This is a genomic window from Klebsiella sp. GFKo11, assembly GCF_056490265.1.
This window is the reverse complement of record NZ_CM151369.1, coordinates 5,011,495-5,025,168: the sequence shown is the minus strand read 5'-3', so window position 1 is coordinate 5,025,168 and position 13,674 is coordinate 5,011,495. Positions and strand designations below refer to the sequence as shown.

At 49.9% G+C, this 13,674-nt stretch carries 13 protein-coding genes and 1 pseudogene; 7 read left to right on the top strand and 7 right to left on the bottom strand.

Annotation, left to right across the window (positions count from 1 at the left end):
- Positions 1-4 precede the first annotated feature (4 nt).
- Positions 5-1,108 carry a glutamate 5-kinase gene (proB, locus tag AC07P6_RS24225; protein ID WP_304256423.1) on the bottom strand — a complete coding sequence of 368 codons (1,104 nt, stop codon included), beginning with the start codon at positions 1,106-1,108 and terminating at the stop codon, positions 5-7.
- Positions 1,109-1,398: 290 nt separating this feature from the next.
- Here proB and phoE point away from each other — a divergent pair, with 290 nt between their 5' ends.
- Positions 1,399-2,454 (top strand): phosphoporin PhoE, encoded by a 1,056-nt coding sequence (gene phoE, locus AC07P6_RS24220; protein ID WP_182236577.1) that lies wholly within the window; start codon positions 1,399-1,401, stop codon positions 2,452-2,454.
- Positions 2,455-2,516: 62 nt separating this feature from the next.
- Here the strand turns inward: phoE and AC07P6_RS24215 are convergent, their stop codons facing one another.
- Positions 2,517-3,077, bottom strand: a complete 561-nt coding sequence (locus AC07P6_RS24215; RefSeq protein ID WP_182236579.1) for a C40 family peptidase — start codon at positions 3,075-3,077, stop codon at positions 2,517-2,519.
- 1,199 nt (positions 3,078-4,276) lie between these two features.
- On the opposite strand from AC07P6_RS24215, the gene AC07P6_RS24210 reads away from it, so the two are divergent.
- The 3 genes from AC07P6_RS24210 to AC07P6_RS24200 all read left to right on the top strand — a co-directional run bounded on the left by AC07P6_RS24210 (position 4,277) and on the right by AC07P6_RS24200 (position 6,698).
- On the top strand, positions 4,277-4,711 hold the full coding sequence (locus AC07P6_RS24210) for a hypothetical protein (protein WP_478314887.1): 435 nt from the start codon (positions 4,277-4,279) through the stop codon (positions 4,709-4,711).
- Positions 4,712-5,071: 360 nt separating this feature from the next.
- Entirely contained in the window at positions 5,072-5,941 is an 870-nt protein-coding gene (locus AC07P6_RS24205) for a DMT family transporter (protein ID WP_182236581.1), read from the top strand.
- A gap of 94 nt (positions 5,942-6,035) precedes the next feature.
- Positions 6,036-6,698, top strand: coding sequence for an HAD family hydrolase (locus tag AC07P6_RS24200; protein ID WP_434660033.1), 663 nt, complete (start codon positions 6,036-6,038; stop codon positions 6,696-6,698).
- 97 nt (positions 6,699-6,795) lie between these two features.
- On the opposite strand, the gene phnE (AC07P6_RS24195) is transcribed toward AC07P6_RS24200, so the two are convergent.
- The 4 genes from phnE (AC07P6_RS24195) to phnC all read right to left on the bottom strand — a co-directional run bounded on the left by phnE (AC07P6_RS24195) (position 6,796) and on the right by phnC (position 10,422).
- The gene (phnE, locus tag AC07P6_RS24195; protein ID WP_434660032.1) at positions 6,796-7,677 is read right to left on the bottom strand and encodes a phosphonate ABC transporter, permease protein PhnE; all 882 of its coding nucleotides are present in this window, start codon (positions 7,675-7,677) and stop codon (positions 6,796-6,798) included.
- Complete coding sequence (gene phnE, locus AC07P6_RS24190) at positions 7,674-8,546, bottom strand: phosphonate ABC transporter, permease protein PhnE (protein ID WP_434660031.1); 873 nt, start codon at positions 8,544-8,546, stop codon at positions 7,674-7,676. Before phnE (AC07P6_RS24190) ends, phnE (AC07P6_RS24195) begins: the two co-directional genes overlap by 4 nt.
- Positions 8,547-8,614: 68 nt before the next feature.
- The gene (phnD, locus tag AC07P6_RS24185; protein ID WP_182236589.1) at positions 8,615-9,556 is read right to left on the bottom strand and encodes a phosphonate ABC transporter substrate-binding protein; all 942 of its coding nucleotides are present in this window, start codon (positions 9,554-9,556) and stop codon (positions 8,615-8,617) included.
- A gap of 23 nt (positions 9,557-9,579) precedes the next feature.
- Positions 9,580-10,422: a phosphonate ABC transporter ATP-binding protein gene (phnC, locus tag AC07P6_RS24180; protein ID WP_478314886.1), complete on the bottom strand. Its 843-nt coding sequence runs from the start codon at positions 10,420-10,422 to the stop codon at positions 9,580-9,582.
- Between the two features lie 925 nt (positions 10,423-11,347).
- On the opposite strand from phnC, the pseudogene AC07P6_RS24175 reads away from it, so the two are divergent.
- Positions 11,348-11,623 (top strand): annotated as a pseudogene (locus AC07P6_RS24175) (ECP biosynthesis operon DNA-binding transcriptional regulator EcpR); the annotation flags it as partial.
- Between the two features lie 18 nt (positions 11,624-11,641).
- Here AC07P6_RS24175 and AC07P6_RS24170 read toward each other — a convergent pair.
- Positions 11,642-12,335 (bottom strand): IS1-like element IS1N family transposase gene (locus AC07P6_RS24170; RefSeq protein WP_134810160.1). Its coding sequence is split into 2 segments (ribosomal slippage): positions 11,642-12,086 and positions 12,085-12,335, totalling 696 coding nucleotides; the frame shifts between segments, so codons are not numbered across the junction.
- Positions 12,336-12,419: 84 nt separating this feature from the next.
- Here AC07P6_RS24170 and ecpR point away from each other — a divergent pair.
- On the top strand, positions 12,420-12,962 hold the full coding sequence (gene ecpR, locus AC07P6_RS24165; RefSeq protein WP_434660025.1) for an ECP biosynthesis operon DNA-binding transcriptional regulator EcpR: 543 nt from the start codon (positions 12,420-12,422) through the stop codon (positions 12,960-12,962).
- Between the two features lie 105 nt (positions 12,963-13,067).
- Positions 13,068-13,670 (top strand): common pilus major fimbrillin subunit EcpA, encoded by a 603-nt coding sequence (ecpA, locus tag AC07P6_RS24160; RefSeq protein ID WP_478314885.1) that lies wholly within the window; start codon positions 13,068-13,070, stop codon positions 13,668-13,670.
- The last annotated feature ends 4 nt before the right edge of the window (positions 13,671-13,674 follow it).

The following is a 13,674-nucleotide window of genomic DNA, read 5'->3' as shown; positions in this document are numbered from 1 at the left end:
CTCCTTAACGGATAATCATGTCGTCACGGTGGACGGCGACCGGGCCATATTCATAGCCCAGAATGGCATCAATTTGCTGCGAGTGGTGCCCGGCGATACGGCGCAGGGCATCGCTGTTATAGCGGCTGACGCCGTGGGCGATATCGCGGCCTTCGAGGTTGCGAATACGGATCACTTCGCCACGCGAGAAGTTGCCGGTGATGGTTTTAATCCCTTTCGGCAGCAGAGAACTGCCGCGCTCGAGAATTGCCTGGGTCGCCCCGGCGTCAACGGTAATTTCCCCCGCCGGTGGCGCACCGAAAATCCAGCGCTTGCGGTTTTCCAGCGGCGACTCCTGCGCGTGGAAGCGGGTTCCTACAGAGACGCCTTCCATCACATCGGCAATGACGCCCGGACGACTACCGGCAGCAATAATGGTGTCGATACCCGCGCGGCAAGCGACGTCGGCGGCCTGCAATTTGGTGCCCATCCCGCCGGTACCTAAGCCAGAAACGCTATCGCCCGCGACGGCGCGCAGGGCGTCATCAATACCGTAAACGTCTTTAATCAGCTCGGCCTGCGGGTTGTTACGCGGGTCGGCGGTAAACAGGCCCTGCTGATCGGTCAGCAGCAGCAGTTTGTCGGCGCCTGCGAGAATAGCCGCCAGCGCCGAAAGATTATCGTTATCGCCGACTTTAATTTCAGCGGTTGCCACGGCGTCATTTTCATTAATGACCGGGACGATGTTGTTATCCAGCAGCGCGCGCAGGGTATCGCGGGCGTTAAGGAAACGCTCGCGGTCTTCCATATCGGCGCGGGTCAACAGCATCTGACCAATGTGAATGCCGTAAATAGAAAACAGCTGTTCCCATAGTTGGATAAGACGGCTTTGACCGACTGCCGCCAGCAGCTGTTTGGAGGCGATGGTCGCGGGCAGTTCCGGGTAGCCGAGGTGCTCACGTCCGGCGGCGATTGCCCCGGAGGTCACTATCACAATTCGATGGCCCATCGCGTGTAGCTGTGCGCACTGGCGCACTAATTCAACGATATGGGCGCGGTTCAGGCGGCGGGATCCGCCCGTTAAAACACTGGTGCCCAGTTTTACCACCAGCGTCTGGCTATCACTCATGATTCTCTGCCGTTCAAAAAGGAGTTTCGATATCGAATTGATGTTGTAACAGGAGTCAGCCCGCTTGCCAACACCTGGCGTCATGGACAAGCCACTTCATTGCGCGGATCGGGCATTCTGGCGGGGAAGTGTGACACATTCATGACGGAAATAATTAAATACCCTTTTTTATAAAAAGTTCCACATTGTCATAAATTTTTAATATTAGAGCGTTAAAAAACCTGCAGTTTTTGACAGGGCTTCCGCCCGGAATTGATTAGCGCGTATAAATAAATCACCAGGACTGAATAATGAAAAAGAGCTCACTGGCATTAATGATGATGGGTCTTATTGCTTCTTCGGCGACGCAGGCAGCAGAAGTTTATAATAAAAACGGTAATAAACTGGACGTCTACGGCAAAGTCAGAGCGATGCACTATCTGAGCGACTATGACAGCAAAGATGGCGATCAGACCTATGTTCGTTTCGGTATCAAAGGCGAAACGCAGATTAACGACGAACTGACTGGCTACGGTCGTTGGGAATCTGAATTCTCTGGCAACAAAACCGAAAGCGACTCTTCGCAGAAAACGCGTCTGGCGTTCGCTGGTGTGAAATTAAAGACTTACGGTTCATTCGACTATGGTCGTAACCTCGGCGCGCTGTACGACGTTGAAGCCTGGACCGATATGTTCCCGGAATTCGGTGGCGACTCTTCTGCGCAGACCGATAACTTTATGACCAAGCGCTCCAGCGGCCTGGCAACCTACCGTAATACTGACTTCTTCGGCGTGGTGGATGGCCTGGATCTGACCCTGCAATATCAGGGCAAAAACGAAGGCGATCGTGATGCCAAGAAACAGAACGGCGACGGTTTTGGTACTGCGTTAAGCTATGACTTCGGTGGCAGTGATTTCGCCGCCAGCGCGGCTTACACCAGCTCCGACCGTACTGATGACCAGAACCTGCTGGCTCGCGGCGTCGGTAAAAAAGCGGAAGCCTGGGCTGCCGGCCTGAAATATGACGCCAACAATATCTACCTGGCTACCATGTATTCAGAAACCCGCAAAATGACCCCAATCAGCGGTGGTTTTGCGACCAAAGCACAGAACTTTGAAGTGGTTGCGCAATACCAGTTCGACTTCGGCCTGCGTCCGTCCCTGGGCTACGTGCTGTCAAAAGGCAAGGATATCGAAGGCGTGGGTAGCGAAGACCTGGTCAACTATATTGACGTCGGCATGACCTATTACTTCAACAAAAACATGAACGCTTTTGTTGATTACAAAATCAACCAGCTGAAAAGCGATAACAAACTCGGCATCAATGATGACGATATCGTCGCTGTCGGTATGACCTACCAGTTCTAATAAATTCACTGGTAAGAGATAACAAAGCCGCCATGGTGACAGGGCGGCTTTATTATTTATGATTAACGATTTTTGGCCAGATGCAAATTATCGTTATTCATCGTTATCTGGGCGTTATATTCCTTCGGCAGGCGGCGCGCCTGGTAGAATACCGATTGCCAGTATGGATTATCCAGTGAAGAACGCATGACGCCCTGGCTGGTAGAGGCATGAAGGAAATTACGGTCGGTATCATAGAAGCCGACGTGCATTCCGCCTTTAATACGGAAGAACACTAAATCCCCCGGACGCAGCTGCCGCGGGCTCACGCGCTCACCCATATGCAGAAGCTCGCGGGTGGTAATGCGCTCCATCGGCAGGTTGAAGCGATCTTTCAGCGTGCGCCAGACGAACCCGGAGCAGTCGACGCCGCTTTGCTCCGTACCGCCCCACTCGTAGGGGGTTCCCTCCCAGGTATGCATCTGATCGTGCAGCGCGGCGATCACTGGAATCAGGTCATCAGAACCTTCGTCGATAGTCGAATTGCTATGATGAACGGTTTTGGAGGGTTTAGTTGAGGATGAACATCCTGCCAAAATCAAAAAGGGAACTAATAATAGCGCGTAGGAGAGTTTAGGCTTCATGTCATTATTTTCGTTACTGGGGAACGGGCCGTGGTCTTTTATAGCCGATTCGTTACAGCCTCAGAATGACTAAACGCAAAATTTACGAAACCTTACGTAAATAGAATGCGCTGGATCACGAACTTAAATTTCACGAGAGCTATTTGCGTTAAAAAAGAGTTATCACTCATTAATAAATAAATTCAGTTTGAAATAATATTTCACAATTAACCGTTGTGACATGCTTATGTGGTGTTCTGGGCAAGGTGGTAGATCCTCACGTTTCCGGCTTTGTATAGCCAGGCTGTCTCCCAGTGTTTTTGTGTAATTTAAAGTGAGAGTCTATGCATCCGGATTCTCGCCTAATGCAATGGCAGCGAGGTGTGTGTCACGCTTTATAGCAGCAGAATAGACTGATATGTCGCAGATGATCTTAAGAACCAGTGCCCCGGTATATGGTGCTGTTAGGTATTGATAACGGCCTCAAACTGGTGGTAACCGTAAAAACGACCATTGCGCCGGTGACCATCAAAACGATACCGCGTGTCGTGGTCCGAAGCTATCCCATGTACGCTCCGGTTTCAGTGCGCTGTCCGTGTCCAAACTGGCTGCAACAATAACGCCTGCTGGGATAAACTCTAAGTGCTGTGAATGAATTGAAGAACTAACGACCAACCAATCCAGTTATCTGTTGGCGTGGAGTGCAGTGTGCACTGACGCAAACTCTGGCAGGTGCTGGGATATGAGAAACTCAGCCAGCGAAGCGCTCAGCTTGATACTCGCTATCCTGAAACTGACCTGCATTAGTAACAACAGGTGCAGCCAACCACGCGTACGCCTGCGCAATTCCAGGTGGAGAATATGTTGAGCTGATTGAACTGGGCGTTGGGGTCGTCATAAGAGAGCACCGTACAACTTATAAAACATATTCTGGTAGAATGTTGGAGTAACCAGAAAAACAGGCATAAGAAGGGTATTGTACTGATTGAGTCTTTTTCTTTAATATAGTGTTCTATTTTTTATGTCGCCATCTGATATTATATTTTATTGAAGGTTGCTGTCTTGTTTTTGTAGGGTGTTTTTTTGCTTTGTATATACAGCGCTCTTATCATTTAAATATATGGCGTTGAAAGCTGGATAATTATCATTGAATCTTGTATAAGGTTGTAAATGGATGCGCTGAATGTGATTTCTAAAGGAATCAGAAAAAGGGATTTATAATGAAAATAATACTTCTGGTCATTTTTGCATTGTTACAAACCTCCTGCTCGATTCGAATTGGAGACTCGAAGGTTTTAAAGGGCGGTGTTATTGAGTATATGGAAAAATATTATGACACAGCTTCCCGGATGCCTATGGTCGGTGGGGTGATGTACATAAATATGAAACCATCGTTATATCTGATGGTCGAAAGATTCTGTGATTCTAAAGGAAATGTAATGTTAGATAATTGGTGTGTCGATACAAAAGGCTATCCTCTTTTTAGAGTCTCATATGACGCTGTTGGAACCGTGCCTGTCGCAGTCAATGGATCAATGTTAATGATGAATGGTGGTAGCGGATGGTTAAGTATAATAGAACGAAGCAGCACCCAAACCGATCGGGAATGGCTCGGTGTTGCTAAAGATACATATCATTTTCAATCCCAAAAATAGTAAAAATCCAAAAATCATCGTTTATTAATTGTTTATAGCGCTATCTATGTTAAATAAACGACGAAGGCGAGAAGGGAATGAGTTAACGCGTTGCCTTGTAAACGTTTCGTTAACCATGCTAATGTTTATGCATTCTCATTAACAGGGGCTTCCCGTGACGCACAAGGCAATCTCAGGACATCATGTTTCCTGCGCTGGTTTACCGGCGGGTCGAATTGCGTCTTCACGTCGTCGCCTGTTTGCCTGCACCTGTCCTCCACCTCCTGAAGTTGTTGTAACCGGAGTCTGATCTCCGAACTTTAGGGCATTTTTTGATAACGAATGCCGATCAAAACAGATTCAGGAATCTGGAGCATATTCATGCATTCTCGATACTCTTTGCTCGCTTCTCAGGCGACAACGGCGACCTTTGTCCTGCTGTGGGGCAGCGCCGCGATTTTTACCCGCTGGGGGCTGGACAACGCTTCGCCGATGGCGCTGCTGGTTTTTCGTTTTCTGCTCGCTCTTGTGGCGCTGCTACCGCTGGCTATTATGCGCAAGCGCTGGCTGCCGGCGCGCGGTACGCGTATACAAGTGGCGACCACTGGCCTGATGCTGATTGGCGGTTACTCCGTCTGCTACTTTGAAGCGATGGCCAACGGCGTGACGCCGGGGCTTATCGCCACCATTATGGGCATCCAGCCGATTCTTACTCTTTGCGTGGTTGAACGACGCCTGCAGGGCACCCGACTGTTGGGCTTGCTGATGGCGCTGGCCGGATTGGTTCTGCTGGTATGGCGCAGCTTATCGGCTTCGCAGATGGCGGTAAGCGGTATTTTATTTGCGCTCGCCGCACTGCTGCTAATGACCTTTGGCGCCATTTTGCAAAAACGTAGCCGCCAGGCGCCGGTTGACGTTCTGCCGTTACAATATACGGTGAGCTTACTGCTCTGCTTATTGATGACGCCAGTGAGTGGGTTTTATATCAACTTCAGCGCGGGCTTTATTATCCCGGTGCTGTTCCTTGGGTTGATGATTTCAGTGGTGGCTCAACTGCTGCTTTATCGGCTACTGAGCGCCGGTAATATCGTTAACGTCACCAGCCTGTTTTATCTGGTGCCGGTGATTACCGCGCTGCTTGATTATCTGCTGCTGGGCAATCGTCTGCCCTGGGCGGCGATGATTGGCATGGTGGCGATACTTGGCGGGATTATGCTGGTATTTCGCGCACCGAAACTGAACGCTGCGTAACGAATAACCCGGGTGCGTTGCCCGGGTCATTCTCCTGTCATTTTATTTACGCATGCTCTCGCGAGACTCTGTTGCTGATTAGGGAAAACAAACGATGAGCAAAACGCTGACGATTTTCGATCTGGATAACACGTTAATTAAGGGTGATAGCAGCACGGTGTGGAGCCGATTCATGGTGCGCGAAGGCTGGGTGAACGATCCTGGCTATCTGGCGCGTGAAGCGATGCTGATGGACGACTACGATCGTGGTGAAATGAACATTGCCGATTACGTCGCCCTGATTCAGGCACCGCTGATTGGAGTACCAAAGCAGGAAGTGGACAGTCTGCTGGTACGCTGCGTACGTGAAGAGATAATGCCGCGCGTTTACCCGCAGGCGTGGGATCTGATTCGTACTCTACAAGCTCGGGGTGAGCAGATGCTGGTTATCTCGGCGTCGGTTAGCCTGCTGGTGCAGGCAGTAGCAGCGGAGCTGGGTATCGAACAGGCGTTAGGGATTGATGTGGAGATGGCCGACGGCGGCTATACCGGGGTGATTGCCGGTACGCCGAGCTATCAGCAGGGGAAAGTGGTGCGTCTGGCGCTGTGGCGACAGGCGCATCCTGAATACTCGGGTGAAGTGACGTTCTATACCGATTCGATTAACGACCTGCCGCTGTGCCTGCACGCCGACCGTGTGCGATTGGTCAATCCATGCCCGCAACTGGTCGCGGTGAATGCAGAGCATCAGTGGCCAGTGCTGGAGTGGCGGCTTTGAGTTTTCCCCGGGTCGCGGCGTAAACGCCTTACCCGGGCTACTTTTCGTGCCGTTTGGGGCGCATTGCGCCGCCTCCGGGAACGTCGCGATATCAGAACTAATCGGCTTTAAACAGCGGCACTACATTGCCGCCGATATAACGGCGGCGCAGCCACGCGGAAAGCGTATCCATCGCCATGACGACAATGACCAGCAGCAGGGTAATAAACATCACCACGTCCCAGTTCCACAGGCGCATGTTTTCCGCATAAATCAGACCGATCCCCCCTGCGCCAACAAAACCCAGCACCGCTGCTGAACGGGTGTTGGACTCAATCTGATACAGACTCAGCGCCAGAAACGTCGGGAAAGACTGGGTGAAAATGCTAAAGCGGTGCTTCTGCAAACCGTTGGCACCCACTGCCGTCAGCCCGCGCCCCGGTGAGCGGTCAACCGCCTCGTGCCCTTCGGCGTACAGGCGACCCAGCAGCCCGGTATCCTGCATGATGATCGCCAATACCCCGGCCAGCGGCCCAAGCCCGACGGCGCGCACGAAAATCAGACCCCAGATCGCCATATCGATTCCGCGCAGGACATCAAACAACCGGCGCATTAGCAGGGCGATGGTTGCTGGAATAAAGCCGCGCATAATATTGCGCGCCGCGAGAAATGAAAGCAGCAGGGCGATAACCGTCGCGGTAATGGTCCCGGCAAAAACGATCGCCAGGGTAATACCGATTTGGGTGAAATAATAGCCGAATGGCCAGTTGAAGAAGTCGCGCCAGACAAACATCCGCAGCAGATAACGGCCGATTTGCTGCAGCCCGGTGGTGAGCTGCTCGCCGCTGATGCCGAACTGCATAAAGAACCAAACATAATAAAGCACGCTGGCCAGAGCCAGCAGGCCGACGTAGCGCAAATAGCGCCCCTGAGCCTTGTACAAACGTTGATGCTGACGACGGCTGGCGGCGATATCCGGTTGGTTTTGCCACTGACTCATTTTTTTCCCTCCAGAACCCACTGCCGCAGGCGGCCGGACAGCATATCCAGCAGCGACACGACAATAATGATCAGCAGCAGCGTGATGCTGACCTGATCGTAACGATCCAGCTTGATATTGGTCATCAACTCCTGGCCGATGCCGCCAGCGCCCACCAGTCCAAGGATGGTTGAAGAGCGGAAGTTAATCTCCAGGCGCATAAAGCCGTAGGAGAGAAAAATTGGTTTCACCTGCGGCCACAGGGCAAAGCGAATGCGTTGCAACCGCGAAGCGCCACAGGCGGCCAGCCCGCGCACCGGTTTATCCTGCGCGCTCTCTACCGCTTCATAAAACAGTTTGGTCAGGCTGCCGATGGTGTGCAGCATTAATGCCAGAAAGCCGGGGATCGCGCCGATACCGAAGGCCATAACGAAAATCACTGCCCACGCCAGCTCCGGCATGGTGCGCAGAAAAGCCACCAGCACGCGAACGGCAAAGCGCAGCGGGGCAGGGGACCAGGCGTTATTGGCGGCAATAAACGCCAGCAGGGTGGCGATAACTACCGCAACCAGCGTGGACGCCAGAGCCAGCTGTAGCGTTTCCCAGATAAGCGGCAACTGAATGGGCAGGCGATAGCCCCAGTACGCCAGCGAGCCTTTGGTATGCGAATCGGCAAACAGATCGGCGATATGCAGAGTCGGCAAGGTCTCAAACATGTAATCGAGAAAGTTGGGCAGCGAATGCCAGATGGTGAAGAGATTAAACTCGGCCATGCTACCGGCGGCGAAATAGAGAACCAATAGCAGCAGCGACCAGCTAAAAGTGTCACGCTTTTGCCGTGCGCGGACCTGCTGGTAATAGCGTTCAAATTCGGTATGGGTGTTATTCATGCGTCGCTGTGTCTTCAACGAGTCGCCGCCGCCCGCTAAATGTGCCGGGCGGCGGCGTCAGGGCGGGATTAACGCGCGCTAACCAGCTCGCGTTTCATATCGATGATCTGCTGGAAATCAGCCACGCTACCGGGGCCAATATGCTGGGTACCGCCCATCGCTTTAATAAAGCAGGCGTGATCGTCGGTATCCAGCTTTTTAATCGCAGTGACGACTTTGGCCTTGAAGTCAGCAGGCAGAGCGTTACTCACCAGGATTGGGCCATTCGGGATCAGCGGCGATTGCCAGATAATACGGATTTGTTTCATCAGGTCCGGGTGATCCATGCGAATCAGGCGATTGAAAGCACCGACGCTGTAGCCGCTGTTGTAATCGCCCACCATGGAGGTCCAGGTCACCGCCCCGGCAAACTGACCATTCAGCACGCCAAGAATGTCTTGCTCGTGGCCGCCGGAGAAGGTCACGCTGGAGAAGAAGTTGTTATATTTATTATCCGATGTACCACCGAACTGCTGTTTAAAGGCGTGGTTCGGAATTAAAAAGCCGGAAGTGGAATCCGGATCGGCAAAACCAAACGCTTTACCTTTCAGGTCTTCTAACTTTTTATATGGGCTATCGGCTTTAACTACCACCACCGAGTGGTAGCCGCGGGATTGATCTTTATCATCAACGGCGATACCGACAATATCAACGGCCTTCGGGTTGTTAATATAAACAGAGGCGTAAGATGACGGCGACATACTTAATACCACGTCAACTTTGCCGCCCAGTAACCCCTGAATCACGCCAGAATAGTCGGAGGAGTTACGTAATTTGGTATCCACGTTCAGCTCTTTATCGAGGAACTGTTTGACGCACTGGTTATCACCAATTTGCTGCGTTGCGTTCTGACCGCCAAGGATGCCCAGATTTAATTCCTTCGGTTGCTCAGCAGCATTTGCCTGCCACGCCATCATAATGCCTGCAACCGCTGCGGATAAACGAACTGCGCCAGTGATGTACTTTTTCATTATTTTGCCCGTGTGAGTGAAATTTAATGCAATTGGCTAATTTCATCGCCGTACAGCCGATGCAGAATATCCTGATTCAGCCGAGTGGGATGGTCGTCAAAAATAATCTTGCCTTTGGCTACGCCGATAACTCGGGTGCAATATTCACGCACCAGTTCCACCGAGTGCAGGTTTACCATTACGCTGATGCCCTGTTCGCTAATTTCGCGCAGAACATTCATGATCCGCTGCGTATTTTTCGGGTCGAGAGAGGCGACTGGTTCATCGGCCAGTAAAATACCCGGGTTTTGCATTAACGCCCGGCAAATTGCCACGCGCTGCATTTGACCGCCGGAGAGATTTTCCGCCCTCTGTAGCGCATGTGGCAGCATATTCATCCATTCGAGTAGAGAGATAGCGCGGGCGCGGTCAGCATCAGGAAAGACTTTGAATAACGATTTCAGGGTTGAGGTTTGGCTCAGGCGTCCCAGCAGCACGTTGGTTAACACATCGAGACGGGGAACCAGGCAGAAATCCTGAAATATCATCCCGCACTGGCTGCGCCAGGCATTTAACGCGCGGCCTGTCAGCTTTGATACATCCTGTGGCGTCCCTACTTCTGGATAGCTCAGGATCTCGCCGCCGCTGGTGCTATGGGTACCATTCAGGACATGTAATAGGGTGGATTTGCCTGCACCGGATCGGCCAATCACGCCAACCAGCTCGCCCGCATGGAGATCGAAACTGATGCTATCCAGTACGGTTTGCTGCGCGCTGTAGGATTTGCTCAGGTTGCGTACGCTTAAGACCGTCCGCTGTCGGGCGGTATGGGGTTGCGTAAACTGCTGATAATCGGTTTCTGCAACCGCAGCGAGAGTGCTGTTCATAAGTGCGTCCAGATTCGTCATTAAACTGGGCACTATTAATGGTGTTTTTTATGACTGCCAGATGACAGTAAAGCGAACAAATAGTGAACGGATGTAAAAGACAAACGCCTTCATGAGTAAAAAAGTGCGTGAGGGATCACGTTTTTTCATCTACTTCCGGGAGGCGCGAGCTGTTCTGCTACCTTTATTACGCTATTTGTTGAGAAAAATACCGATACATTTTTCCTCTGATGGAGACAGGGAATTCTGTGCGACATTACTCACAAACTGCAAACCCAGGTTTATCGGGTAAACGATTCCAGATGTCCGTACGATCTTGTGCTCTAAGTCGGTTTAATCGAATAGATAATGTTTTAGCGATTGATTACGATTTGCATCACTAATTTTTTAGTCTGCCTTTATGCCTTTTGTGCGGCATATAAAACTGATAATAAGCATTATTAATGAAATTATTACCTATAATTTTGTTGTATTTTAGGTTTATATTCTTAATTTATGTATTTGTTCGGTTTTTTAGCTTTTTTAAATAATCATGCGCTTAAGAATAGTCTTAAGTTTATATAGATAAGATCCTATGTCAGGTAATAATTGATTAAGAATTTACGCATAAGTCATCAATAACCACATGAAAATAAATGGTTTTTGTGTTTAACTCAATATTCTTATTTTTATTCTCAAGGCCTAAATTGACCTGGTCGGCAATTAGCATTCACCACACTTATTGACACTCATCAAGAAAAATCCTAAATTTGTAACCACTAGAAACAAGCAATTTCTTTAGTGTTATTTTTCTCAAGTAATGCTATTTGGATTTTATATTGGATATCAATTAAAGAGGGATTTGCTGACTTAGACTTTGCAGGCCTGGGCTATCAGCAGTGTGTGATACGTTCGAGATTTCCAGGACTATGGGGTTTAACTTTATATGGATCATAAATGTTCTTTAGATAAGTGCATCTGGCCTGCGCATGATAATTATTTTATGACGGGTCTGGTTGAGCTTATTTTAGATATCGATAAGCTAATTTATCTGCCACTTGCGAAAGTGTGTCAGGAGTTTGTTTTTATCAATCTTAGCGCCAGTTCTCTGAACTATTTTATCCGCCGTGATAGCGAGTGGCTGGCAGAAATGAAAGGAAAGCAGATCGTGCTTATCGCCGCGAGGCGATCAGAAGCGCTGGCCAATTACTGGTATTACAATGGATGGTGATGCTTCCAATTAGTAGAACATGTGTTTTTCAATAAACGTCCCGATGACTTTTTCGTGGATCTCTACTGAACGCGAGAAGCAGATTGTTTTACGAGCCAAGCGCTTAATGCGGGTGCGCAGCGTCAGGTTATTGCGCTCAATCCGTTGGGTGAATATTTTTCCGGTCAGATGCTTATCCTTCGGCACCTCCCGGCCATAGCTGCCCCAGTCGTCGCTGGTGATCATGCCGATGTTGAATGGCGTAAGCAGTGCCAGTAGTTCCCGGCAGGTTTCATCGGTACGGGGACCAAAAGTGTAGGCCAGTACACCCCCTGTTTTGGTGTTATACGCGTACCAGAGCCAGTGTTGCCGGGCTTTACTGCCAACGAAACTCCATTGCTCATCAAGTTCGCAGATAAGCGCCACATCAGCATGAGCAACGGGCGAAGACGTTATTCGCTTTGGCGTGAGTTTTTAAAGTCCGGATGACGGTGTTAATGCCAATTTTCAGTGTTCTGGCGGTATCGCGAACCCCGGCGCCATTGAAGGCCATTTCAGTGATCAGCTCTTTAATGCCCGGCTTACGGGCCTCATAAGTGTAAGTGAGCTGAAAAACGCGGTGGCAGTCACGGCAGCGAAATCTGTCATGGCCTTTAGGGTTCTGACCATGGCGGTAGACCTGTGCAGACTGACAACGAGGACAATGAATGTTAACGCTGGCCATGAAAGAACCTCAAAAGCCCGCATTATACATCAGATTCAACTAATTAGAGGCATCACCGAATCATGGAGGAGGAACGCGTGATATATGGATTATCAATTTGATTTAAGGTCATGTATCTGGCCGAAGGACGATCGCTACTTTGCTGATGGATTATCCGAGATTATTTTTGAAATCAGAGAATTAGTTTACCCGTCCCTGGAAGCTATACGGGATGATTTTATATTTATTAATATAAGCCCCAAATTTATGTGCCACTTTATCAGCCATGAACGTCAATGGTTGAGAAAAACAGAGAAAAAACAGGTGGTGTTAATTGCCGCCGCCAGGTTGGAGGCGCTGGCTAATTACTGGTATTTCAATAGCCAGGCCAGGGGCGTGGTTTATGCGGGATCGCTACGAAATATTCGCTATGAATTAGCTCGGGTAATAAATGGCCGCTTTCTACGCACAGATATTAAAAAAGGAAAAATGACCAAAAAAGAGATGCAGATTATTGGTCTTCTTGCGCAGGGGATGCAGCCAAAATCAATTGCCAGAATAGAAAATTGTAGTGTGAAGACGGTATATACCCATCAGCGCAATGCTGAGGGGAAGCTGTATTCCAAGATAAATCGAATAGCCATTTAACGTTTTTCAGTTGATTCGACCGTTGTTATTGAATTCGCGCATTAATGATTAATGCGCATGGATGTGGGGCATTGTGCCCTTAATTTTTACTCAGGATGAAATGTTATGAATAAAAAGATTATTGCCGTTGCTCTGGTTGCCGCGTTCTCTGGTATGGGCGTTGCACACGCAGTTGATACGACTGCACAGGCCGTTGCGAACTGGTCCGCCACGGCGAAAAAAGACACTACCAGCAAGCTGGTTGTCACCCCGCTGGGCAGTCTGTCATTCAACTATGCTGAAGGCATCAAGGGCTTTAACACCCAGAAAGGCCTGTTTGATGTCACTGTCGCGGGTGACACCAGTGCTACTGGTTTTAAACTGACTTCTCGTCTGGTGAGTAACACCCTGACTCAGCTGGATACTTCTGGCTCAACTCTTGACGTAGGTGTGGCTTATAACGGCGTTGCCGTTGAGAAAAATGCCGATACCAAAATGATCGATACTGCTGCGGGTATTCTGGGCGGCAACCTTAGCGCTTTGTCTACTGGCTATAACCAGACTACCCGTACCAGCGCTCAGGATAATTTCACTTTCTCCATCATCAAAGGTACCACTGATGGTTCAGCGGTTGTGACTGACTACAGTGCGCTACCGGAAGGTATCTGGAGCGGTGACGTCAGCGTACAGTTCGACGCTACATGGACTGCAGCGACTCCATCAACTTAATTTT

Coding starts and splice junctions, on each gene's coding strand:
- proB (WP_304256423.1), bottom strand. CDS start 1,108: ATGAGTGATAGCCAGACGCTGGTGGTAAAACTGGGCACCAGTGTTTTA.
- phoE (WP_182236577.1), top strand. CDS start 1,399: ATGAAAAAGAGCTCACTGGCATTAATGATGATGGGTCTTATTGCTTCT.
- AC07P6_RS24215 (WP_182236579.1), bottom strand. CDS start 3,077: ATGAAGCCTAAACTCTCCTACGCGCTATTATTAGTTCCCTTTTTGATT.
- AC07P6_RS24210 (WP_478314887.1), top strand. CDS start 4,277: ATGAAAATAATACTTCTGGTCATTTTTGCATTGTTACAAACCTCCTGC.
- AC07P6_RS24205 (WP_182236581.1), top strand. CDS start 5,072: ATGCATTCTCGATACTCTTTGCTCGCTTCTCAGGCGACAACGGCGACC.
- AC07P6_RS24200 (WP_434660033.1), top strand. CDS start 6,036: ATGAGCAAAACGCTGACGATTTTCGATCTGGATAACACGTTAATTAAG.
- phnE (WP_434660032.1), bottom strand. CDS start 7,677: ATGAGTCAGTGGCAAAACCAACCGGATATCGCCGCCAGCCGTCGTCAG.
- phnE (WP_434660031.1), bottom strand. CDS start 8,546: ATGAATAACACCCATACCGAATTTGAACGCTATTACCAGCAGGTCCGC.
- phnD (WP_182236589.1), bottom strand. CDS start 9,556: ATGAAAAAGTACATCACTGGCGCAGTTCGTTTATCCGCAGCGGTTGCA.
- phnC (WP_478314886.1), bottom strand. CDS start 10,422: ATGAACAGCACTCTCGCTGCGGTTGCAGAAACCGATTATCAGCAGTTT.
- ecpR (WP_434660025.1), top strand. CDS start 12,420: ATGGATTATCAATTTGATTTAAGGTCATGTATCTGGCCGAAGGACGAT.
- ecpA (WP_478314885.1), top strand. CDS start 13,068: ATGAATAAAAAGATTATTGCCGTTGCTCTGGTTGCCGCGTTCTCTGGT.